This window comes from Clostridium tagluense (assembly GCF_003865095.1).
Lineage (GTDB): Bacteria > Bacillota > Clostridia > Clostridiales > Clostridiaceae > Clostridium_AD > Clostridium_AD tagluense.
Map to the genome: position 1 here is coordinate 1 of NZ_BHYK01000109.1, position 1,302 is coordinate 1,302.

The 1,302-nt window shown below is 33.2% G+C and carries 1 protein-coding gene; it reads right to left on the bottom strand.

Annotation, left to right across the window (positions count from 1 at the left end):
• Positions 1 to 108: 108 nt before the first annotated feature.
• Positions 109 to 1,122, bottom strand: a complete 1,014-nt coding sequence (locus Ctaglu_RS24730; RefSeq protein WP_125006715.1) for a methionine ABC transporter ATP-binding protein — start codon at positions 1,120 to 1,122, stop codon at positions 109 to 111.
• Positions 1,123 to 1,302: the final 180 nt, after the last annotated feature.

Genomic DNA, 1,302 nt, shown 5'->3' on the forward strand with positions numbered 1-1,302 from the left:
CCTGCATCGTGTAGGCTTGTTTGCTATGCCTATTTTTATTCCTAACTGCTCTCTGAACATAAAATTTATAGCCTTATAATGACTCTATACAAAATCAAGTTTTACATGTTACTTTCCGTGACTACTCATATTATTTTCTTCTAGATATTTTATTGATTCTACTATTCCCTCCTTAGCACCACTAAACTTTACAATTAAATTTCCAATAGGTATATGCTGGATAATTTCAATATTCCCGAACAAAATACTGGCATCTATTTTAAATTTTCTTGAAAGTTTAGAAATAAAGGCTTGACCCGTCTTTTGTCCCACAAATGATATTTTAGCTACAGTTTCTCCTTCTGCAAATTCTTCATGGCATAGGAAATCATATATCTTATCATAGTTAAAAACAGTAGATATAAATTCTTTGGTTATTTCAGCTTTTGGATTCGTAAAAATATCAATTATCCCTCCACTTTCAACTATTTGTCCGGCTTCCATTACCGCAACTTCGTGACAAATTTCTTTTACCACTTCCATTTGATGAGTAATGATTACTATGGTTAACCCTAGCTTTTCATTAATTTCCTTTAACAATTTTAAAATTGATGCTGTTGTCTGAGGATCTATTGCAGATGTTGCTTCGTCACACAATAAAACCTGTGGATCGTTTGCTAGTGCCCTAGCTATAGCAACTCTCTGTTTTTGTCCTCCACTTAATTGAGATGGATATGCTAAAATCTTATCACTAAGCCCAACTAATTCTAGCAGGCTTAAAACTTTCTGTTTTTTTTCTTCCTTGGTATAGCTATTTCCCTTAAGTGGATATGCAACATTTTGAAATACGTTTCTACTGCTCATTAAGTTAAAATGTTGAAAAATCATACCAATTTTTTTCCTGCTTTTTCTCAGCTCTCTTTCAGGTAACTTAGTTAATTCTTTATTGTTAACCATAACCTGTCCACTAGTGGGCTTCTCCAATAAGTTTATACAGCGTACTAATGTGCTTTTTCCTGCTCCACTGTACCCTATTATTCCAAAAATTTTACCCTTTTCAACATGCAAATTGATTTCTTTTAATGCTTCAACTGTTCCCTGTTTATTTACATAAACTTTTCTTACTCCTTTAATCCAAATCATATTTCCCCTCCTTAAAATATCACCTTACCAACTGAAATACTGCTAAAAATCTCAATCGAGTAGGAGCTAAATAATTAATTTATTTAGCGACCTCTCACACCACCGTGCGTACCGTTCGGTACACGGCGGTTCAATAAGAATTACCTAATCATAAATTTTTCAGTTAAGGTTATAAAGCCT

Bases quoted from the DNA above. Each gene is read 5' to 3' on its own strand.
- Ctaglu_RS24730 (WP_125006715.1), bottom strand. From the start codon at position 1,122: ATGATTTGGATTAAAGGAGTAAGAAAAGTTTATGTAAATAAACAGGGA.